This is a genomic window from Brucella sp. IR073 (assembly GCF_049065735.1).
Lineage (GTDB): Bacteria > Pseudomonadota > Alphaproteobacteria > Rhizobiales > Rhizobiaceae > Paramesorhizobium.
Genome location: NZ_JBAKHD010000004.1, coordinates 178,260 through 198,307 on the forward strand (window position 1 = coordinate 178,260; position 20,048 = coordinate 198,307).

Genomic DNA, 20,048 nt, shown 5'->3' on the forward strand with positions numbered 1-20,048 from the left:
ATAAATATTTACGGCTCTTTTAAGTGGAAATATTGGCGCGAGGGTTAATCCGGCAATTCTTGCGGCACGAAGCGGCCGCCTTCATAGCGGAACAGCTGGTAAGGGCGGTCGCTGCGGATACCCGTTTCGTCAAAGCGGATGGCTCCGAGCGCCGTCTCGAATGTCCTGCTGCGTAGCATGGCCTGCACCGGCTGCTTTCCGGCTTCTGCCGCCGCCACGGCGTCCATGGCGATCTGCAGCGCCGCATAGCCCGGCACAGCATAGCCTTCCGGGTCTCTGCCCGCCGTGCGGAATGCGGCCACGGCTCCCGCAGCAGCCGGAATGGTTTCGGCCTCGGGCATGGCGATCATCAATGTACCGGATGCAAGGTCCTGGCCTTCGGCAGCGGCGCGCAGGGTCTCGCTGCCGACGATCGTCAGGGAGTGGCCGATGGCAGAGGCCGCGTTCGCGATTGCCGCCGCATCGCTGCGTTCGCCGCCGATGAAAACCTGTGTCGCGCCGGACCGGCGGATGAGCGCCGCCAGCGCCGCCTGGTTATCGAGGCCTGGGCGGAAGGTCTCGGCCAGCACCGGCTTCAGCCCCTTCGCCTCCAGGCTCGAGCGAACGCCATGCGCCAGTTCGCGGCCCGGGATCGTCCCGTCATCGAGGATTGCGAACGGCTTGTCGCGCCAGAGGCGGGCGAGGATGTCGCCAATGGCCGCAGCCTCGCGTTCCCTAGGCATGGCGAGGCGGAACACGGGGAAGGGGGCCTTGGCGCGCCGCTCAAGCAGGCCGCGCTCGCGGATGGCGGGGGTGATGACCGGGATGTTCTTTTCGGCAAGCAAGGGCAGCGCCGCCTCCAGCGCTTCCGTGCAGAGAAAGCCGGTAACGGCGCGCACCCTGGATTCGATAAAGGTCGCCGCCGCTGCAATGCCGCCTTCAGCCGAACATTTATCGTCGATGATGATGGGCGTGACCGCATGGCCCTGAGGTGCTGCCGTCGCCGCCGCGATATGCGCGCCGTCGGCAAGCTGCTGTCCCAGAAGCGCGAAGGGGCCCGAAAGCGGTGCGGCGACGCCAATGCGCATGTCGGCCCGGGCAGCCGATAAAGCCGCCGGAACAGACAGGACTAGGCTCAAAAACACCGCTCGGAGAAGCAGGAAACGCTTCATCATCCCAACTTTGCAGTTCCCTCAATTATTATTCAATCATCAAGCGCGTAGCGGTTTCTTTACGCCCGCGCAATGGCGCATTCTCTATATCCATTCGATAGCGGCTGGCTTATACAAGCTAGCCATGTTTACCGGAAGCCATGAATCGAATGTGCCTGACGTGAAGGACGAAACGCTGAAGACGCCTGCCATCGATCCGCAATCCTATCGCGATGCCATGAGCCATTTTGCCGGTGCGGTGCATGTGGCGACCACGAACGGCCCGGCAGGGCGGCGCGGCGTGACGATCTCCGCCGCCTGCTCGGTCTCGGACAACCCGGCAACGGTGCTGATCTGCCTCTTGCGCGAGCATGAACAGAACCGGCTTTTCGTCGAGAACGGCGTCTTCGCGCTGAACACGCTCGCCGCGAAGCACCGGCCCTTGGCGGAAGCCTTCTCGGGCCGGATGGCCCTGTCGCCGGATGAGCGCTTTGCGCTCGGCGACTGGGAGGTAATGCTGAGCGGCGCGCCTGGTCTCAAGGATGCGCTCGCGGTCTTCGATTGCCGCATCGTAGAAAAACAGGAATTTGCCACGCATCACGTTCTCTTCGGCGAGGTGCTGGATATTCGCCTGGGCAGGCAGGAAGAGGCCTTGATCTACCTCAATCGCCGCTATCATACGCTGGATTTATAATCGCAGAGGCAGGGAGGGGGGCATGAAGGGCGGATGGAAACTATCATTGGCCGCTTTGTGCCTGCTGTCGCTGCCTGCCGCCGCCGAGGCGCAGCTCGCCCCCTATAAGGACGATTATTTCGCCTATCCCGGCATTCTCAAAACCGATGACGGCGGCGATTATCTCATTGTCAATTATTCCGAGCTGCGCGATATCAATGGCCGCGATGCGACGCCCGAGAAGCGCGTCAAGGACGCCTATGTCTCACTGAAACCGCGTCGCTCGCAGAAGGACCTGACGATCTCGACAGCAGCCGGGCCGGTGAAAACTCTTGCTGTCGGCGAGCAAAACAACGCCTCGCTCGTCGTCGTCTATCTGCACGGGCAGGGTGGCAACCGCCTGCAGGGCATGAACGATTATACATTCGGCGGAAATTTCAACCGGCTGAAAAATCTGGTCGCGCGCAATGGCGGGCTTTATCTTTCGCCAGATTTCAGCGATTTCGGCGAGAAGGGCGAGGCGGAGATTGCTGGCCTGATCACGCAGATGCAAGCCGCTTCACCGCAAGCGTCCGTGATTGTCGCCTGCGGCTCGGCGGGCGGCCAGCTTTGCTGGCGGCTGGCGAGAGATCCGGCAGTGACGGAGAAGCTCTCCGGCCTCGTGCTGCTCGGTTCGATGTGGGACGAGGAGTTCCTGTCTTCACCCGCCTTCAAGAGAAAGGTGCCGGTGTTTTTCGGCCATGGCAGCCGTGATCCGGTCTTCGCGGTGGAAAAGCAGGAAGCCTTCTATCGCACAATCCGTAAGGCCGCACCCGGCTATCCCGCCCGCTTCCACCGCTTCGAGAGCGGAAACCACGGAACGCCGATCCGCATGACGGATTGGCGCGCAGTATTGAACTGGGTGCTGGAAAAACGGCCGCGATAGAGCGGGGCCGCGAAATGCTTCAATAGCCTGTGGAGCGATTCGAAATTCTCCCCCTCTGTGGCCTTCCTGTCACTCGACAATCGGGCAAAACCGAATAGTTTCCGGCCTAACATCCACCCTCCTTCCCCAATGAGGTTTTAAGCCATGCGCGCTTGCGTCCGGACCGGGACACACATTCTAATGCTCACCCTGCTGGCTCCTCTTGCAGCCTGCTCGACCACCGCGCAAAAGCCGGTGCCTGTCGTGGCCGCCCCCGCCAAGACGAACGCGGCCAAAGCGGCGGCTGCGAAGCCGGCTCCTGCCAAGACGTTCAATCCGTTGGGCGCCCTGACGCAGCCGCTGCGCGGCGATGTCGACCCCACGCTCGCCCGCGCCTGCATCTCGGCAGCGGCGGACAAATACTACCTGCCGGAAAGCGTTATCACCGCGCTCGACTCGCGCTCCGCCGGCGGCGGCAACACGGCGGTGACGCTGAAGGTGGATCTGCGCGACGCGCTCTGCACCGTCAGCGCCAATGGCTCGGTGCGCTCCGTGGTCGACACGTCGCCGAAGAGCGCCGACCAGATCGCGGCTGAAGAAGCGGCAGCCAAGCGCGCGGCGACGCCTCAGCCGACAAAGCCGGCTGGCAAAACGTCGAAGAAGAAGAAAAACAACGGCTAAAGCAGCAAGTTTTGCAGAGAAATTGAAAAGGCGGGTCTGAACACCCGCCTTTTTCTATGCCGCCTACAACAAATCCAGCGCCTTGAAGCTCGCGTGGCCGGTCTTCCCGATGATGATATGGTCGTGAACGGTGATGTTGAGCGCCTTGGCGATGTCGACGATGGTCTTCGTCATGGCGATGTCAGCGCGGGAAGGGGTAGGATCGCCCGAGGGGTGGTTATGCACGAGGATGATGGCGGAGGCGGATAGCTCCAGGGCGCGGCGCATGATTTCGCGAGGATAGACGGGCGTGTGATCGACGGTGCCCACCTGCTGCACCTCGTCGGCGATGAGGCCATTCTTCTTGTCGAGAAACAGGATGCGGAATTGCTCGCGGTCTTCATAGGCCATCGCCGTGGTGCAATATTCGATGACCTTGCTCCAGGAGCCCAGCACCTCGCGTCCCCGAATGGTGGCGCGGCCCATGGCTTGCGCGGCGGCGGCGATGATCTTGAGATCCGTCGCGATCGAAGGGCCGCAGCCCGGCACCTCGGTCAGCAGCCGCTCCGGCGCGCCCAGCACTTCAGCAAAGGAGCCGAACCGGGCTAGCAGCGCCTTGGCGAGCGGCTTGGTGTCCGCCCGGGGGACGCAGCGAAACAGGAGAAGTTCGAGCAATTCATAATCGGCCAGCGCGTCGCCGCCATTTTCCCGGAAGCGCTGACGCAGCCGCTCGCGGTGCCCTTCGTAGTGCGGGCGGGACGCCTTGACGGCCGAGTTTTCGACGGCCTCCGCAAATTCGGCCGGCGTGCTCTCCTCACGAAAGCCCTGCTTGCGAGTTTTATCGCCCGCCATTCCCTGTCGTCCCCCGCACCGCAGAATGAATTTATGCGTAGTTGAGTATAAGCCAAATAAGCTTGGCTCCGGTCAACTCCTCTTTTTTATCTATCCTGTGGCTATTCTTTTTAGCGCGTAGATTGGGGGCCGAATATTCCGGCGGGCGAAAGCGTGAAAACCTCGCAGCCATCTTTGGTCACGCCGACCGTGTGCTCATATTGGGCGGAGAGCGAGCGGTCGCGCGTCACCGCCGTCCAGCCATCGGAGAGCACCTTCACATGCGGCTTGCCGAGATTGATCATAGGCTCGATGGTGAAGATCATGCCTTCGCGTATTTCCACGCCCTCGTTCGGCGTGCCGTAATGGAGGATGTTCGGCGCGTCATGGAACAGCCGGCCCACGCCATGGCCGCAGAAATCGCGTACAACGGAGCAGCGCTCTGCCTCGGCATAGGTCTGGATGGCTGCGCCGATGGCGCCGGTGCGAACGCCGGGCTTGACGGCGGCGATGCCGCGCATCAGCGATTCATGCGTCACTTCCAGCAGGCGCTCGGCGGCGCGCTTGATCTCGCCCACCGCATACATACGGCTGGAATCGCCATGCCAGCCGTCGAGCAGATAGGTCACGTCGATATTGACGATATCGCCTTCGCGTAAGGGTTTGTCGTCGGGAATGCCGTGGCAGACCACATGGTTGATCGAGGTGCAGACGGATTTGGTGTAGCCGCGATAATTGAGCGTGGCGGGAATCGCCCCGTGATCCGCGCCGAATTCATAGACGAAACGGTCGATTTCATTCGTCGGCAGCCCGGGACGGACGATGGAATTGAGCTCGTCCAGGCACCGCGCCGTCAACTGACAGGCCTTGCGCATGCCTTCGAAGGCTTCCGCGTCGTAAAGCCGGATCTGGCCGGTGAATTTCAAAGGCGCGCTTGCCGCGTCGAGATAGGTAACCATTGATCTCAATCCATTCCGTCGATCGGCACCGCGCATTCCGCGACAATACCCTCAGGCGATATTTGGCATCGAATTGCGTAAGCCTCAACCCCGCGTGTACGCGCCCGTTCGAATGCCCTGACATAGGCGGGGTCGAGATCGCGGCAAAGGCGGAACCTTCCGCAATCGCCACGCTGGATGACGAAGAGCATAACACCGCGGTGGCCGGCTTCCACCATGTCGCCCAGTTCTTCCAGATGTTTTGCGCCGCGCGCCGTCACCGTGTCCGGGAACTCGGCGAGGCCGGCTTCGCGCATGAAATGCACATTTTTGACCTCGACATAGGCGAGCGGACGCGATTCATCCGATAGAAGCAGGTCGATGCGGGAGTTCCGGCCATATTTCTGCTCGCGCTTCAGTGTCGCATAGCCGGAGAGCGAGGGGAGGAGGCCCGCCAGAATCGCTTCCTCGGCAATTTTGTTGGGAAGGCCGGTGTTGATTCCGACGAATGTCCCATCCGCCTCGACGATTTGCAGCGTGTGCGGATATTTGCGCGCGCCGCCCTCGGTGACGCTGAGCCAGACGCGGGAGCCGGGCGCGCTCAGCCCCAGCATCGAGCCTGTGTTTGGCACGGATGCCGTAATGAACCGCCCGTCATCCAGCGTGACATCGGCAAGGAAGCGTTTGTAGCGGCGTTCCAGTCGCCCGGAAACCATGGGAAGAATGAATTGCATGAAGCGCCATTAGCACAGCTGGCGAAGCTGGTACACGTCTTGCTTCTAGCATGAGAGGGAAAGAAACTCGCGGGGGTCTAAAGTATTGAAAAGATTGGTACGCCCAAGGGGAATCGAACCCCTGTTTCCGCCGTGAAAGGGCGGCGTCCTAGACCGCTAGACGATGGGCGCCCGCGAGTGAGTGGGCTTATAGAGTGGAACTTTTTCTCCCGCAACAGCTAAAATGCGGTTTTTCAAAAAAAATGCGCTGGGGTGGATTGGGCGTGAGGGAACAAGCCCGCTTCGCTGGAGTTATAGGGGGTTGGAGTAGGGTATTCGGAGTTCAGGAGTAATGAAATGAAGACCCTCACAGCTATAGCAACGGTATTTTTGATGGCAATGACCCCGGCCACGTCATTTGCCGGCGGCGCTGGAGGCGCTGGAGGCGCGGGAGGCGCGCCAGGCTGGTTTGGCAGGCCTGGCATGCCCGGCTGCGGTGGGGGAACCAATCCATCTCCCGACGGAAAATTTTACGTCCCTGGCACCCATGAGCAATGCAATCCTGGTCCCGAGGACGCAAAAAAGCTCACCGATAACGAACAGCCCAAATCCGGCGTTGGAGGCGCTGGGGGCTGGTTTGGCACGGCTGGCATGCCCGGCTGCGGTGGGGGAACCAATCCATCTCCCGACGGAAAATTTTACGTCCCTGGCACCCATGAGCAATGCAATCCCGGTCCCGAGGACGCAAAAAAGCTCATCGACAGGGAACAGCCCAAATCCGGTAAATAGCTGGAAAGAGGCCGGACGCTGCGACCTTAGCCGCGCCGGCCGCCGCAGCGCCAGTTCCAGTCGCGCTCGGGGCCGATATCCACATGCACGGAATCGGTATGGCAATAGGTGCCGACGCCGCCGCGGCCTGGCAATTTGCGAACGAAATTCGCGATCTCCCATTTCGATACGCCCTGGACCACGATATCCGCTGCCTCGCAGAGCATATGCCGCGAGCGCGGTGCGCCCCGCACAAGCCGGTTATAGGATGGGCTGCGATAGCCTGACGTGATCATGACGGGACGCCGGAAATGCTGTTCAACCGTTTTGAGTATGGCCAGAAGCCGCGGCTTGAGGCAGGCGGTGTCCACCGATGCGCGCTGTTTTTCCAGCCCGCGCGGCAAAAGACGGCCGAATCCTCCGGCGGACGCAAGCTGGACGGGGAAGGAACCATCCTCCTCGTTCGCGTCGATATCGCCGTCATCATCGAGGCTTCTGCGCCGCTTGATCTCAAGGCCGAGATTCTCCCGCACGCCCGGCAGGGTGTAATTATAATCGCGCGTGGATTTTTTCGGCGCTTCCAGCCGTTTTTCGTGCCTCTTTGAGGGATTGTCGACAAAGAGGCGCATAACAGAGCCATCTTCCACGGCATCGACAGCCGGCGTGGCAAGCTCCATCGGACGCGGTGCGCCGGTATAGGCGACCATCTGCACACCCCTGATCGGGGATTGCGCCGCCCGTTCCACTTTGCCTGTTTCGTCGTGAGCCTTCTCGACGGCGGGCGAGGGGGCTGGCACGGGAACGTCAGCGGAAGCCGTCGCAGGGGCAGCGTTTTCGGTGGAAGCCACTTGCGCGGCAGCTGCCGCCACGGTCGGGCCTTGTGAGAGATTTTGCCCGGCTGGGTTGGTGGCGGCGGTCGCTGCCATGGCGAGGACCGGAGCGCCATCCGCAGTTGCAGGCTTGGCTGATGCGGCTTCCGCCGTCGTGCCGTGGGATTGCGCCGCGCTGGCCAATGTTTCAGCGACCAAGCCGCCGCCCTGCTGGGAGACGCCGGAACCGGTGGTGCAAGCGGCAACTGAAATCGCCAGCGTCGCAACCGCCCACACAAAATGGCGGCCCATGCCGGCCCCCGTGCTTTTTTTCAGTCCTCTCAACGCATCCCCCGGCTTTTATTTCCGGGGCGGCTGGACCGACCCGGACGGGTTGTTTTTTGAGGGCAAAAACCCTTTCGACTCTGTTTCGCATGATCTTTGTCGCGTCATGCGTGACTCCGAAAACCTGCACCGATTCCCGGATTTCCATGCTTCACAAGGAGGCAAATTATTGGGGTTATTAATGGTTTTTTAACCAATCCGCAATCCTGCAGGGAAGGGACAGTTGTTGGGAGTTAGATTATGCGCGTATAGATAGCATGTATGTGCGCCCGCAACCATACAGTCGGCGTGCAAGATTTCCATGAATTTATCGCTGTTAGAGGTCTTATCATGCGTAAAAATCTTCCCCAAAAGGACGCGAAAATCGGGGCTGATCCGGCATCCACCTGGATACCTCTCTCGGAGTTGTCTCGCGCGCCCTGGATACCTGTCATTTCCATGACGCTCACAGACCCGCCTTCCAAGGCGCCGGAGGGGGATACATATCTCGTGCCGACGGGCGCCACCGGCGTTTGGGCTAACCAAGTGGGCATGCTCGCCCAATGGCATGGCGAATGGACCTTTGCCAAGCCGGCGGAAGGACATGGTATCAGCCTGCCGGACGGCCGGATATTCGAGCTGGTGGGTGGCACATATATTGAGAAAATCGCCATCGACGTGCAATCGGGCAAATGGGTTTATGCCGAAGATACGAGCACAGCCGTCAACTCGGTCGTCGTAAATCCGGTGCCTGCAGTGACGGCTTTGGCGCCTGGGCTCACGCTGCGGGTCAAGGTGAAGAACTCGAACACCGGCAAGACCAGGATCACCGTGGGCGATTTTCCCGCGATGGATCTCGTTCGGCTCGACGGTTCACCGCTGTTTGACAGCGATCTCGTCGCGGGCGGTATTCACGATGTGGTTTATGACGGGACGAAGTTCCAGTTGCAGAATACATCCGGTACGCCGCAACTGCGCAGGAATATCAATCTCTATGTCAATGGCACGATTGGCAACGATGCAAACGATGGCAGTGCAAACGATGCCGACCACGCGATGGCGACGATACAAGGAGCTGTTAATAGAGCCTTTTCGTATGGTTCAAGCACGTACACCGTCACGATCCGTGTCGCTGACGGCTCTTATACCGCGGTTGCTATTCCTGCACCACAGACAGGACCACAAGGCGGCCCAATTCTGCGTATCATTGGCAATACTACGAATCCATCGACAGTTGTGGTGAATGGCGGTGCGGGGAATGCCTTTGCTGTGTCAGGCCCCAACACCGTTACAGTGTCTGGCATCCGAGCCCAGACTGACCCCAATGGAGGAAGAGGCTTTTTCGCTTTTCAATCGTCCACCCTCTTGGTTTCGCAGTGCGAAACGGGAGATAGCGGTACCGCAGCATTCCATGCTAGCGGAGGTGCGGAGCTTACGATAAGGGATCATAGGTTTGCTGGTAACCCAGGTGAGTATATGTATTTTGCTCAACTGGGTGGATGGATCCGTCTTACCGGGACGCAGACGATTGTAACGACGATTGACAAGCTTAGCGTCTGCGCGGAGGCGTACTGGTGCGGCATCATTTCGACGGAAATTGCTAATTTCGTCAATCCTGAGAAAGTCACTGCCGGTAATCGTTATATCGCCGATAGGAACGCAGTCATTGATTCGGGAGGTCGCGGCCCGGATTTCTTTCCCGGTGTTATTGCGGGCGTAAAGACGGCCGGAGGCCAATATCAATGATAACCTCGCTTATACCCTCATCCGCACATAAGCCCCCGGCGCGTCATCGATAATATCCGGATCGCCTTCCATGAAACGCCGCGCGGATACCCTCTTCGGGCTCCGCGCGTCGATCCATTCCTGCCAATGCGGCCACCAGGAGCCGGCGTGCTCCTCCGCCTTCGCCAGCCAGTCGCCATAGCCGCCTTCGGGCTTGTCACCCGTCCAATACTGATATTTCCTCCGCTCGGGCGGGTTGACGACGCCGGCGATGTGGCCGGATCCGGCAAGCACGAAAGTGACGTCGCCGCCGAAGCATTGGCTGCCGGTGAAAACCGAAAGCGCAGGCGAGATGTGGTCGTCCCGCGCGGCGAGGCTGTAGAGGGGAATGTCAATGTCCGCGAGGGAAATCTTGTATCCCGCCAGTTCCATCTCGCCGCGCGAAAGCCGGTTTTCGAGATAGCAATTGCGAAGATAGAAGGAATGGTTGGCCGCGCTCATGCGCGTGGCGTCGGCGTTCCAATAGAGAAGGTCGAAGGGGACAGGTCCTTTTCCTTTCATGTAATTGTTAACGACATAAGGCCAGATGAGATCGCTTGATCGCAACATATTGAAAACGCCGAGCATTTTCGTTCCGTCGAGATAGCCGTTCTTGCGCATGGCTTCCTCCAGCGCGCGCACCTGCTCATCATCCACAAAGACCTTCAGATCCCCTGCATGCTCGAAATCCACCTGTGTTGTGAGCAGCGTTGCGGTGCGGATGCGCTTATCGCCCCGCTTCGCCATCAGGGCGAGCGCGGCGGCAAGGAGCGTGCCGCCGACGCAATAGCCGATGGCGTTGATGTCGCGCTCGCCGGTTCGCCTCTCGATCGTGTCGAGCGCGAAAAATATGCCCTCTTCGATATAGGCCTCCCAGCCCTTGTTCGCATGGCGCGCATCGGGATTGACCCAGGAGATGACGAACACCGTATGGCCTTGCCCCACCAGCCAGCGGATAAAGGATTTCTCCGGCGTCAGGTCGAGAATATAATATTTGTTGATCCAGGGCGGGCAGATGAGGAGAGGGCGCTTGAACACCTCGTCCGTGGCAGGGGTATATTGGATGATTTCCGCCAGCTCATTGCGCGCCACCACCTTGCCCGGCGTCACCGCCACATTCTCGCCCAGCCGGAAATGGCTGTGATCCGCCTGGCGCAGCCGCAGATCGCCATTGCCGGCGATGATATCCTCGGTCAGCATCCGCATGCCGTTGACAAGGTTCACGCCGCTGGAGGCGACCGTTTCCTTGAAGAGCTCCGGATTAGTAAAGACAAAATTGGCGGGCGAGGCAGCGCTGACGAACTGGCGCACATAAAACGCCGCCTTGCGCTTGGTGTGTTCGTCCAGCCCTTCGGTTTTTTCGACGAGGTCGGCGGCCCATTTGCCGGTAACCAGCCAGGCCTGCTTCAGGAAATCGAAGAAGGCGTTCCGTGACCAGTCCTCGTCCTGAAAGCGCTTGTCGCGGGGATCGGGTGTGGCGACGGGCTCGACGGTTTCTCCAGCCATGCGGCGGACGGAATTCGTCCAGAGGGTGAGGAAGGTAGAAAAGAGGAGCGTCTGGGCTTCGAGTGTTCTGGCCGGGTCGGCGAGCCAATATTCAGTGAGCTTCGAAAGCGTCCTCACCATATCGCCCAGCGGCTCGCCGGGATCGTCGCTGCGCAAGCCGTTTTCGCGCGGCTCGATCCAGGCGGCGGCGGCTTTTCCCGCCTGCTCCACCATGCGCGCGAGGTTGAGCGTGAAGCTGCCGAAATCCTTGATCAGATATTCATTGAAGGAAAATGCGTCAGCCGAATGGTTGCCGCCGCGATTCCCGGTATCAGCCATGACGTCCCACTTCCTACGGCCCCTCTTATTGACATAGTATGTTGAGTTGCGGATACCGATTCAACACCGAAAGATTAGGCCGCCATCGTTACAGGGGTAAGATATCATGTCACGGCACATCAGGCTGTCCGGCCGCTTCATTCTGATATCGCTCGTGCTGGCGGGGCTTTCGGCCTGCGCGCGCGGGCCCGAGTTCGAGGGGACGCCTCAGGCCGGCGCATCGAATACCGGCACATGGCCCACTTTCGCCAAGACGCCGCAGGGCGCAACGACGCAATTCTCGACGCAGGATGTGCAGAACCTGAAGTCGCAGCTCGAATCGGAGCAGAGCCAGCAGCGGACCATGCCTGCCCCGCCGCCGGTGAGCCAGGCGCAGGTCGATGCCCAGCGCAAGCAGGCGCAGGAAGAGGCGGCACGGACGCTCAAGGAGATCGAGACGGAGAGCAATTAAGCGCGGGAGATCATATCATCCCTCTAGCTGCATGAACGCCGCAGCTGGCATATTATTGCGGCATTGCCACTTCTCGTGAAATAATCCTTCCCTTAACGATCAACAGATCGACCCTTTCCGCGAACCGGTGTATAGCCGGTTCGTATTTTTCAACCCGCACCGGAACCAACGACAATGTCTGAAGAGTTTCACAAAATCCGCCGCTTGCCGACCTACGTCTTCGAACAGGTGAATCGCCTGAAGGCCAGTGCGCGAGCCGCCGGTGCAGACATTATCGATTTGGGAATGGGCAATCCCGACCTGCCGACGCCAAAGGGCATTGTCGACAAGCTTTGCGAGGCGGTGCAAGACCCGCGCACGCACCGCTATTCGGCTTCCAAGGGCATTCCCGGCCTTCGCCGCGCGCAGGCGCAATATTATGCGCGCCGCTTCGGCGTGAAGCTCAATCCCGACACGCAAGTCGTCGCGACGCTCGGCTCCAAGGAAGGCTTCGCCAACATGGCGCAGGCGATCACCGCGCCGGGCGATGTCGTGCTCTGCCCCGATCCGACCTATCCGATCCATGCCTTCGGCTTCATCATGTCCGGCGGCGTCATCCGCTCGATCCAGGCGAAGCCCGACGATAATTTCATCCCTACGCTGGAGCGCGCGGTTCGCCATTCGATCCCGAAGCCGCTGGCGCTGATCCTCAGCTATCCATCGAACCCGACCGCGCATATCGCCACGCTCGATTTCTACAAGGATGTGGTCGCCTTCGCGCGCAAGCACGACATCATCATCCTTTCCGACCTTGCCTATTCGGAAATCTATTTCGACGACACGCCGCCCCCCTCCGTGCTGCAGGTGCCGGGCGCGATGGATGTGGCCGTCGAATTTACCTCCATGTCGAAGACCTTCTCCATGCCGGGCTGGCGCATGGGCTTTGCCGTCGGCAATGAGCGGCTCATTGCGGCGCTGACACGGGTGAAGTCCTATCTCGACTATGGCGCGTTCACGCCGATTCAGGTGGCGGCGACCGCCGCGCTCAATGGCGACGGTTCCGACATCGCGGAAGTGCGCTCCGTCTACAAGCGCCGCCGCGACGTGCTGGTGGAAAGCTTCGGCCGGGCAGGGTGGGAAATCCCGTCCCCGGCGGCGACGATGTTCGCCTGGGCGCCGATCCCCGAGCGCTTCCGCAAGATGGGCTCGCTCGAATTCTCGAAGCTGCTGATCGAACTGGCGGATGTGGCCGTCGCGCCCGGCGTCGGCTTCGGCGAGCATGGCGACGATTACGTCCGTATCGCGCTGGTTGAGAACGAGCACCGCATCCGGCAGGCGGCACGCAATATCAAGCGCTTCCTTGCCACCAGGGAAGAAAATCTGCACAACGTCATTCCGCTCGAGGCGCGCCGCTGATCGCGGCGTGCCTTACCCATACTTAAGAGAATAGTTTCGAGGCACGATCATGACAGATGCATTGCGGATCGGCGTTGCCGGGCTCGGCACCGTGGGCGGTTCGGTTTTGCGCATTTTGCGCGACAAGGCCGAGATGCTGACCCGCCAATGCGGCAAGGAACTGGTCGTGACATCCGTTTCGGCCCGCGACCCCTCGCGCGACCGCGGGATCGATCTTTCGTCCGTCGAGTGGTTCGAGGACCCGGTCGCGCTGGCCAATTCCGATGGCATCGATGTGTTCGTCGAGTTGATGGGCGGCGAGGACGGCCCTGCCAAGGCGGCCGTGGAAGCGGCGCTCAAGGCCGGCCATCATGTGGTGACGGCCAACAAGGCGCTGCTGGCGAAACATGGCGTGGCGCTGGCGGAGATTGCCGAGGACAAGGGCGTGCTCCTCAATTTCGAGGCGGCGGTGGCAGGCGGCATACCGGTCATCAAGGCCATGCGCGAATCGTTGACTGGCAACACTGTGTCGCGCGTCTACGGCATCATGAACGGCACCTGCAATTATATCCTGACGCGGATGTGGGACGAGGGCATTTCCTTCGAGGAATGCCTGAAGGATGCGCAGCGGCTGGGTTATGCCGAGGCGGACCCGACATTCGACATCGAGGGCAATGACACGGCGCACAAGCTGGCGCTGCTAACGAGCCTCGCCTTCGGCACGCAAATCGCAGCCGACGATATTTATCTCGAAGGCATCAGCAACATCTCGCTCGCCGACATCCATGCCGCCGACGAGCTGGGCTACCGCATCAAGCTCCTGGGCGTCGCGCAGAAGACCGACACCGGCATCGAGCAGCGTGTGCATCCGACCATGGTGCCGACCTCGTCGGTCATCGCGCAGGTGCACGGTGTGACCAATGCGGTGGCGATCGAAACCGACCTTTTGGGCGAGCTTCTCCTCTCCGGCCCAGGCGCGGGTGGCAATGCGACGGCCTCGGCTGTGATCGGAGACATCGCCGACATCGCCAAGAGCCGCCCCGGTTTCCAGCACGGCCCGGTATTCGGCACCCCCGCCAAGGCTTTGAAGCCCTACAAACAGGCACAAATGCGCTCCCATGCGGGCGGCTATTTCATCCGTCTGACGGTGGAAGACCGCACCGGCGTCTTCGCGGCCATTGCCAAGCGCATGGCGGAGAACGACATCTCGCTCGAATCCATCGTCCAGCGCCCGCCGATGGAAACGGCGGACAAGAGCACCAAGACCGTGATCCTCGTAACGCACGAGACGACGGAAGCCGCAGTGAAGAAGGCGCTTGACGCCATCCTTGACGACGGCCATCTCGTGGATAAGCCGCAGATGATCAGGATCGAGCGGGCGGGATGAGGCGCCACGCCGAACCGACGCGTCAGTCGTATATATCCCGACGATTACCGATTTCGATAACAAGGATGACCAAACGGTTATCCTGTATGTCGCATATGATCCGAAAGTCGCCCACACGGTACCGCCAGAAGGTTCCAAGTTTTGGACCTTTCAGGGCTTTGCCTATCTGACGGGGATTCGAGAGTGGGAGAATTCTCGTTCGAAGAAAAGTTGTAATTCGCTTGGCTTCCACGGAGCCAATTTTTGACAATTGTTTTTCAGCGGTTTCCGATAGCTCAATCTGCCAGGCTAAGCCGTTTTTCCACTTCGTTGAGTGAAGAAACCTGCTCTTGCCCGGCGCGTATACGCTCAAGCGTCTTTTCCGCGCGATAAACGTCTTCCATTTCCGTCAGATATTCGTCGAGAGCCTCGCGAATATGAAAGGAGGTCGGGTGTCCTGTCTGTGCGGACAGGGCCTCCAACCGCTCCAAGGTTTCTTCCGGAAGCCTGATGGCCGTGTGCTTACTCATAGGTTTTACCCCGAATTAGGTGTAAACCAGTATAGGCGACGAGCGCTATTCTGTCGATTCGGTTGAGCGCAGCCGCAGCAGCCGCACTTGCGAGACGCAGGCGCCTTTGTTAGAAATGCAAAGCGGGGTACAACTCCGCAAGTTTATGGAAGCGACAAGAACAGGAAGGAGGGCTGTGCAATGTATGTGACGCGTCACGATCACCAGCGTCAGCATGGCCCCGATTACGCCCTGCATAAGTAATTGTGCAGGGCAGAAAATGACTGACATCGCTCATCTTTTCTGCCTTTCCTGAAGGCGCGGCTTGTTGCCGTTGCCGGACATTTCGCCAGCACGGTTGCTCAAGCGGTTTTGAAACCGGACAGCCACGCCTGGCAGAATCGGGCAGATTGCCATGTCTCTTGTTTCCATCCAGAATCTTTCGCTTACCCTCCATGAAACCCTCTTCTCCCATCTCGACTTCGACATTGGCGAGGGCGAGCGCCTGGGAATCGTTGCCGCCAATGGGCACGGCAAGACTAGCCTTCTGCGCCTCATCGTAGGCGAGGGGGAGCCGACCTCGGGCGCGATCACCCGGGCGCGCGGGCTCAAGGTCGGCTATGTCAGCCAGTATGTTCCGGAAAACCTGCTCGATGTCGCCTTCTACGAGGCCGTGATAGGGGGGCTCGATCAGGAGGCGCGCGATTATGAGAGCTGGCGCGCCGATATCATTCTCGACGATCTCGGCGTTGCGCCGGAACTGCGCGAACTTCCAATCCGCCGTTTGAGCGGAGGCTGGCAGCGGCTCGCTCTTCTGGCGCGCGCCTGGGTCAGCGAGCCGGATCTTCTGCTTCTCGACGAACCCACCAACCATCTGGACCTCGAAAAGGTGCGGCTGCTGGAAAACTGGCTGAACGCGCTTCCGCGAAGCGTGGCGGTGGTGGCGTGCAGCCATGACCGGGCTTTTCTCGATGCCGTAACGAAGCGCACGCTCTTCCTGCGCACCGAAAAATCGCCCTCCTTCGCCTTGCCTTACAGCCAGGCCCGCGTTGCGCTCGATGAAATCGACGCTGCCAATGCACGGCAATTCGAGAAGGATATGAAGACCGTCCAGCAATTGCGCAGGCAAGCCGCGAAGCTCAACAATATCGGCATCAATTCCGGCAGCGATCTGCTGGTGGTGAAAACCAAGCAGTTGGAGGCGCGGGCCGACAAGATCGAGGAAAGCGCCAAGGCTGTCCATGTGGAGCGCTCGGCGGGTAAGATTGTGCTTGCTAGTCGAGGCAGCCACGCCAAGGCGCTGGTCGCGCTGGATGAGACGGAGATCCATGCTCCGGACGGGCGGCTTCTCTATAAAACCGGCCCGCTCTGGATTAATCCCGGTGACCGGATCGTCCTGCTCGGCGCAAATGGGGCAGGCAAAACCCGGCTGCTCCGGCTTATTCGCGAGGCGATCCTGGAGCCGGCGCGCGCCTTGCCGTCCATCAAGGCAACACCGTCGCTTGTGCTGGGTTACAGCGATCAGGCTCTATCGGAACTGCGCCTCGACTGGACGCCCTTCGAAACGATTAATCGCCGCTTCGAGATCGGCGACCAGCGGGCGCGATCGCTGCTGGCGGGCGCGGGCATGACATTGGAAATGCAGGCAAAACCGGTCGAGCGCCTATCAGGCGGACAGAAGGCGCGGCTTGCCATGCTGGTGCTGCGGCTCACCAACCCGAATTTTTACATTCTGGACGAGCCCACGAACCATCTCGACATCGATGGGCAGGAAGCGCTTGAAGTCGAGCTTCTGTGCAACGAAGCGGCCAGTTTGATCGTTTCCCATGACCGCAGCTTCGTGCGCAATGTCGGCAATCGTTTCTGGCTGATCGAAAGGAAAAGACTGGTTGAAATCGAAAGCCCGGACGCCTTCTTTGCCAGCATCGGCGGCGCTGACGGACGCTAAATCGATTAAGTATTTGAACCCGCAACATTTTTTGTCCCAAGGCTCTTGCGGGGACGAGGGGCCTTTGACAAAAGGTTTGCAAAACTTGGCTATAGGTTTCCTATGGGGGAACCTGCAGCTACCAGATCCAGATAGGACTTTCCGTTATGGCAAAAACCGAAGAGCAGATCTCGCATGGCCTCGACCGCATCCTGACGCTTGAACTGGTTCGCGTGACGGAGCGCGCGGCGGTCGCCGCGGCGCGGCTTCGCGGGCGCGGCGACGAGAAGGCGGCGGACCAGGCGGCGGTGGACGCCATGCGCCAGGAACTGAACCGCCTGCCGATCAACGGCACGGTGGTCATTGGCGAGGGCGAGCGTGACGAGGCGCCGATGCTCTATATTGGCGAGGAAGTCGGCACGGGCGAGGGTGCAGCGGTGGATATCGCGCTCGACCCCCTCGAGGGCACGACGATCTGCGCCAAGAACCTCCCCAATTCGCTCGCTGTCATCGCCATCGCCGAGAAGGGCAATCTGCTCTATGCGCCCGACGTCTATATGGAAAAGATCGCGGTTGGCCCCGGCTACCCTGCCGGCGTGGTCGATATCGACGCTTCCCCAACCGACAACATCCACGCCATCGCCAAGGCGAAGGGTGTACCCGTCAATGAAATCACCGCCTGCATCATGGACCGCCCGCGCCATGCGCGCCTGATTGAGGAAGTCCGTGCTACCGGCGCGGCGATCCGGCTGATCGGCGATGGCGACGTGGCCGGCGTGATCCACACCACCAACCCTGACGAAACCGGCATCGATATCTATCTTGGCATTGGCGGCGCTCCGGAAGGCGTGCTGGCGGCGGCGGCGCTGCGCTGCATCGGCGGCCAGATGCAGGGACGCCTGCAGCTTAACACCGACGAGAAGATCGCCCGCGCGGCCAAGATGGGCATTTCCGACCCGAAGAAGGTCTATACAATGGAGGAAATGGCCAAGGGCGACGTGCTCTTCGCCGCCACCGGCGTCACCGATGGCAACATGCTGTCAGGCGTGAAATTCGCCCGGGATTATATCCAGACGCACACCATCGTCATGCGCGCCCATTCGCAGACTGTCCGCGAGATCAAGGCACGTCATCAGGATCTGTCGAAATTCTAGAGGACGATCCCGAAAACTTGCGGACTTTCGTATAAAATCATGCGTTAAAAACGGGGGATTACGCCATGAGGCGGCATTGCATCCATGCCGCCTCACATGTTTGAACGGAGCATGTCAAGCTCCGCCACCCTGATCCAAGAACGCTTCTTCCTCGGTGTCAGCCGCTCTGTCACCGGTTCAAAATGGGTCGACCGGCTGGGTCCGCGGGAGGCCAACACCGCGCTGGCGATTGCGCAGAACCATGGCATGCCCGATCTGGTGGCGCGGGTGCTGGCGGGGCGAGGCGTTTCGCTCGATGATGCGCCCTCATTCATCGAGCCGACGATCAAGTCTTTGATGCCCGATCCCGTGTTTCTGACGGATATGGAGCGGGCGGCGGGGCGGATCGCCGATGCCATCGCGAGGCGCGAGCGCGTGGCGATCTTCGGGGATTACGATGTGGATGGCGCCTGTTCGGCGGCGCTGCTGTCGCGGTTCCTTACTCACTACCGCATCGCCAATGCCATATACATTCCCGACCGTATCTTTGAGGGCTACGGGCCGAACCCGCAAGCCATGCGCGATCTGGCGGAAAAGGGCGCGACGCTGATCGTCACCGTCGATTGCGGCACCAACAGCGCCGCAGCCATTGAGGCGGCTGTGGAGGCGGGCAGCGATGTGGTCGTGCTCGATCATCATCAGGTGGGCGGAGCCTTGCCGCAGGCAGCCTTTGCCATCGTCAATCCCAATCGCGACGACGATATTTCGGGACAGGGGCATTTATGTGCCGCGGGCGTGGTTTTCCTGACGCTGGTGCAGGTGCTTCGGACCTTGCGCGAGCGGCGACTCGCGAGCGAGATCAGCGCCCCCGATCTTCTAAGCCTTCTTGACCTCGTAGCGCTGGCGACCGTGTGCGATGTGGTGCCTCTCAAAGGCGTCAACCGCGCCTTCGTGGTCAAGGGACTGCTGGTGGCGCGCGCGCAGCAAAATGCCGGGCTAGCCGCTTTGGCACGAGTATCGCGCATCGGCGAGCCGCTCAACAGTTTTCACCTGGGCTTTCTCATCGGCCCGCGCATCAATGCTGGCGGACGCATCGGCGATGCCGGGCTCGGCAGCCGCCTGCTCACGCTCGACGACCCCGTCGAGGTGGAGCGTATCGCGCAGGAGCTAGACCGGCTCAATCAAGAGCGCCAGGCGATGGAATTGCAGATGCTCGCCCAGGCGGAGGCCGAAGCTGCCATGGAAATGCGCGGCGGGGAGGGACCAGCTGTTGTGGTCACAGCAAGCGACGACTGGCATCCGGGCATTGTCGGGTTGATCGCGGCGCGGCTCAAAGAACGGACGCGGCGTCCGGCCTTCGCCATCGCCTTCAACCAGAATGGCGTCGGCTCCGGCTCGGGCCGCTCGATCACCGGCTTCGACCTTGGCCGCATCGTGCGCGGCGCGGTGGAAAAGGGGCTGCTCGTCAAGGGCGGCGGTCACGCCATGGCGGCGGGCATCACCGTGGAGCGCGAGAAGCTAGGGGCGCTGCGGGCCCATTTCGAAGAAGTCGCAAGGGCGGCGGTGGCGAAGCTGCGCGGCGATCATAGCCTCGCCATAGACGGAGCGCTTTCGGCGGCGGGCGCAACGATCGCACTCTACGAGGCGCTGGAAAAAGCCGGCCCCTACGGTTCAGGCCATCCGCAGCCGGTGCTGGCCCTGCCGCATCACCGTCTGGCCGGGGCAAGCGTCGTCGGCAAGGACCACGTCCGTGCCACGCTTGCCGGGGCCGATGGCAGGCGCATTAATGCCATCGCCTTCCGCGCCGCCGGTAGCGCGCTTGGCGATTTTCTCCTGAGCCAATCGGGACGGACCATCCATGTCGCGGGCAATCTCTCGCTCAATCATTGGAACGGCTCCGCCTCGACGCAATTCCGCATCATGGATGCTGCAATCGCGGTCTAAATATAA

19 protein-coding genes and 1 tRNA gene are annotated in these 20,048 nt (G+C 60.8%); 11 read left to right on the forward strand and 9 right to left on the reverse strand.

Translation table 11 applies throughout. The annotated features are described in order from the left end of the window. Positions 1 to 44: 44 nt before the first annotated feature. Positions 45 to 1,154 carry an ABC transporter substrate-binding protein gene (locus ACOWVG_RS10250; RefSeq protein WP_420961935.1) on the reverse strand — a complete coding sequence of 370 codons (1,110 nt, stop codon included), beginning with the start codon at positions 1,152 to 1,154 and terminating at the stop codon, positions 45 to 47. 214 nt (positions 1,155 to 1,368) lie between these two features. Here ACOWVG_RS10250 and ACOWVG_RS10255 point away from each other — a divergent pair, with 214 nt between their 5' ends. The 3 genes from ACOWVG_RS10255 (at position 1,369) to ACOWVG_RS10265 (ending at position 3,388) form a co-directional block, all read left to right on the forward strand. Continuing rightward, on the forward strand, positions 1,369 to 1,824 hold the full coding sequence (locus ACOWVG_RS10255) for a flavin reductase family protein (protein ID WP_420962408.1): 456 nt from the start codon (positions 1,369 to 1,371) through the stop codon (positions 1,822 to 1,824). A 22-nt stretch (positions 1,825 to 1,846) separates the two neighbouring features. Then, positions 1,847 to 2,728 carry an alpha/beta hydrolase gene (locus ACOWVG_RS10260; protein WP_420961937.1) on the forward strand — a complete coding sequence of 294 codons (882 nt, stop codon included), beginning with the start codon at positions 1,847 to 1,849 and terminating at the stop codon, positions 2,726 to 2,728. 144 nt (positions 2,729 to 2,872) lie between these two features. Further along, the gene (locus ACOWVG_RS10265; protein ID WP_420961939.1) at positions 2,873 to 3,388 is read left to right on the forward strand and encodes a hypothetical protein; all 516 of its coding nucleotides are present in this window, start codon (positions 2,873 to 2,875) and stop codon (positions 3,386 to 3,388) included. 63 nt (positions 3,389 to 3,451) lie between these two features. Here the strand turns inward: ACOWVG_RS10265 and radC are convergent, their stop codons facing one another. The 4 genes from radC to ACOWVG_RS10285 form a co-directional block, all read right to left on the reverse strand. Then, entirely contained in the window at positions 3,452 to 4,219 is a 768-nt protein-coding gene (gene radC / locus ACOWVG_RS10270) for a RadC family protein (RefSeq protein WP_420961941.1), read from the reverse strand. Between the two features lie 110 nt (positions 4,220 to 4,329). Further along, positions 4,330 to 5,157, reverse strand: coding sequence for a type I methionyl aminopeptidase (map, locus tag ACOWVG_RS10275; RefSeq protein ID WP_420961943.1), 828 nt, complete (start codon positions 5,155 to 5,157; stop codon positions 4,330 to 4,332). A gap of 5 nt (positions 5,158 to 5,162) precedes the next feature. Further along, positions 5,163 to 5,870 carry a DNA/RNA nuclease SfsA gene (gene sfsA, locus ACOWVG_RS10280; RefSeq protein WP_420961945.1) on the reverse strand — a complete coding sequence of 236 codons (708 nt, stop codon included), beginning with the start codon at positions 5,868 to 5,870 and terminating at the stop codon, positions 5,163 to 5,165. 95 nt (positions 5,871 to 5,965) lie between these two features. Next, positions 5,966 to 6,041, reverse strand: a tRNA-Glu gene (locus ACOWVG_RS10285). Between the two features lie 165 nt (positions 6,042 to 6,206). Between ACOWVG_RS10285 and ACOWVG_RS10290 the strand changes: the two genes are divergently transcribed. Further along, complete coding sequence (locus ACOWVG_RS10290) at positions 6,207 to 6,638, forward strand: hypothetical protein (protein ID WP_420961947.1); 432 nt, start codon at positions 6,207 to 6,209, stop codon at positions 6,636 to 6,638. A 26-nt stretch (positions 6,639 to 6,664) separates the two neighbouring features. Here the strand turns inward: ACOWVG_RS10290 and ACOWVG_RS10295 are convergent, their stop codons facing one another. After that, positions 6,665 to 7,738, reverse strand: a complete 1,074-nt coding sequence (locus tag ACOWVG_RS10295) for a D-Ala-D-Ala carboxypeptidase family metallohydrolase (RefSeq protein WP_420961949.1) — start codon at positions 7,736 to 7,738, stop codon at positions 6,665 to 6,667. Positions 7,739 to 8,101: 363 nt separating this feature from the next. Between ACOWVG_RS10295 and ACOWVG_RS10300 the strand changes: the two genes are divergently transcribed. Next, positions 8,102 to 9,496 carry a DUF2793 domain-containing protein gene (locus ACOWVG_RS10300; RefSeq protein ID WP_420961951.1) on the forward strand — a complete coding sequence of 465 codons (1,395 nt, stop codon included), beginning with the start codon at positions 8,102 to 8,104 and terminating at the stop codon, positions 9,494 to 9,496. Between the two features lie 9 nt (positions 9,497 to 9,505). Here the strand turns inward: ACOWVG_RS10300 and ACOWVG_RS10305 are convergent, their stop codons facing one another. Beyond that, positions 9,506 to 11,338, reverse strand: coding sequence for a PHA/PHB synthase family protein (locus ACOWVG_RS10305; protein ID WP_420961953.1), 1,833 nt, complete (start codon positions 11,336 to 11,338; stop codon positions 9,506 to 9,508). Positions 11,339 to 11,444: 106 nt separating this feature from the next. Between ACOWVG_RS10305 and ACOWVG_RS10310 the strand changes: the two genes are divergently transcribed. From ACOWVG_RS10310 to ACOWVG_RS10320, 3 genes are all read left to right on the forward strand, one after another. Continuing rightward, on the forward strand, positions 11,445 to 11,789 hold the full coding sequence (locus tag ACOWVG_RS10310; RefSeq protein ID WP_420961955.1) for a hypothetical protein: 345 nt from the start codon (positions 11,445 to 11,447) through the stop codon (positions 11,787 to 11,789). Between the two features lie 174 nt (positions 11,790 to 11,963). Continuing rightward, positions 11,964 to 13,184 carry an LL-diaminopimelate aminotransferase gene (locus ACOWVG_RS10315; RefSeq protein ID WP_420961957.1) on the forward strand — a complete coding sequence of 407 codons (1,221 nt, stop codon included), beginning with the start codon at positions 11,964 to 11,966 and terminating at the stop codon, positions 13,182 to 13,184. A 49-nt stretch (positions 13,185 to 13,233) separates the two neighbouring features. After that, positions 13,234 to 14,550 (forward strand): homoserine dehydrogenase, encoded by a 1,317-nt coding sequence (locus ACOWVG_RS10320; protein WP_420961959.1) that lies wholly within the window; start codon positions 13,234 to 13,236, stop codon positions 14,548 to 14,550. 22 nt (positions 14,551 to 14,572) lie between these two features. On the opposite strand, the gene ACOWVG_RS10325 is transcribed toward ACOWVG_RS10320, so the two are convergent. Beyond that, positions 14,573 to 14,782 carry a type II toxin-antitoxin system RelE family toxin gene (locus ACOWVG_RS10325; RefSeq protein WP_420962409.1) on the reverse strand — a complete coding sequence of 70 codons (210 nt, stop codon included), beginning with the start codon at positions 14,780 to 14,782 and terminating at the stop codon, positions 14,573 to 14,575. A 43-nt stretch (positions 14,783 to 14,825) separates the two neighbouring features. Next, positions 14,826 to 15,059 carry a type II toxin-antitoxin system RelB family antitoxin gene (gene relB / locus ACOWVG_RS10330; protein ID WP_420961961.1) on the reverse strand — a complete coding sequence of 78 codons (234 nt, stop codon included), beginning with the start codon at positions 15,057 to 15,059 and terminating at the stop codon, positions 14,826 to 14,828. 394 nt (positions 15,060 to 15,453) lie between these two features. Here relB and ACOWVG_RS10335 point away from each other — a divergent pair, with 394 nt between their 5' ends. The 3 genes from ACOWVG_RS10335 to recJ all read left to right on the forward strand — a co-directional run bounded on the left by ACOWVG_RS10335 (position 15,454) and on the right by recJ (position 20,042). After that, complete coding sequence (locus ACOWVG_RS10335; RefSeq protein ID WP_420961963.1) at positions 15,454 to 16,986, forward strand: ABC-F family ATP-binding cassette domain-containing protein; 1,533 nt, start codon at positions 15,454 to 15,456, stop codon at positions 16,984 to 16,986. 146 nt (positions 16,987 to 17,132) lie between these two features. Next, positions 17,133 to 18,119, forward strand: coding sequence for a class II fructose-bisphosphatase (gene glpX, locus ACOWVG_RS10340; RefSeq protein ID WP_420961965.1), 987 nt, complete (start codon positions 17,133 to 17,135; stop codon positions 18,117 to 18,119). 129 nt (positions 18,120 to 18,248) lie between these two features. Continuing rightward, complete coding sequence (gene recJ / locus ACOWVG_RS10345) at positions 18,249 to 20,042, forward strand: single-stranded-DNA-specific exonuclease RecJ (protein ID WP_420962410.1); 1,794 nt, start codon at positions 18,249 to 18,251, stop codon at positions 20,040 to 20,042. The last annotated feature ends 6 nt before the right edge of the window (positions 20,043 to 20,048 follow it).